1 protein-coding gene is annotated in these 955 nt (G+C 34.0%); it reads right to left on the minus strand.

What is annotated here, in order from left to right; all coding sequences use genetic code 11:
- Positions 1-3: 3 nt before the first annotated feature.
- The gene (locus tag A6E03_RS07695) at positions 4-921 is read right to left on the minus strand and encodes a hypothetical protein (protein WP_065600550.1); all 918 of its coding nucleotides are present in this window, start codon (positions 919-921) and stop codon (positions 4-6) included.
- Positions 922-955 lie beyond the last annotated feature (34 nt).

Here is a 955-nt window from a genome sequence, read left to right on the forward strand (position 1 = left end):
CATTCACGCTCTTACCCTGTCTTGGAACCCAATAACCAACTGACATGCAGTATGATTATGGTAAATAATTTCTTTCTTATGACTATTGTTACCTGCCTGAAATGAAACTACTGTTGGTATTTCACGGCAGTATAAACTATAAACTTCTGCATGCATCATTGAATGTTTAATGCTATTTGATAAGTCATTTATATGACGTAAAAAATTAGTACTATCTGAGCGATATTCAATACCATTGCCAGTAATAACTTGATCAATAGATTCGCCTAGTTTTCCATTATGCTTCAATTTTAGGTATTTCCCTATTGAGTCAACCGTAACCACTTTATTAGACTGATACTGTTCATAGCTTATCAATATGAATGTCAATTGAATTAAGTAATCTAATGCTGACCTTATTGCTGCAACTAACTCTTCCGCAACAAAATGGTATTTATATAGACGGTTTGTTTTATTCGCAAATTTAGAAATGAAATCTCTTGGCCCATCTAAAGGAATTCTATTAAGCCAGAAGAAACTTTTAGATTTCTTATGTATCTTAATTAATTCTTCATATTTCTCTTGAACACATCGTAGCTTTTGAACTATCAAATTTGAAACCAATAAAGTATTGCATATCTGTGGCAAGCTTGGGTAATTAGGAAAGTCCCCCATGATGGCTGACAATGTCAAATGGTGATAACTATCATTCTTTTTTAATGATAAGTAAGTTACCTCCTTATAGGAAGGCCTCCAAAATTTATCTTCGACTATACTCCATTCGCCTTCTTTAAATACTGGGATTTGACCTGATGAAAAGATAGGAGGAGGAATATCTGTGCTATTGGCTGGCAACCCAAGTCCTACGACTTTCTGTTCCCACGACGATCCTGTATAAAAATGCTCCTGAGAGTCAAAATTATAGATTTTAATTTTATCCACCTAACCTCCAAAAAAATATAACGCTGGCATAACA

The sequence above is a fragment of the Aliivibrio sp. 1S128 genome, from assembly GCF_001691065.1.
Lineage (GTDB): Bacteria > Pseudomonadota > Gammaproteobacteria > Enterobacterales > Vibrionaceae > Aliivibrio.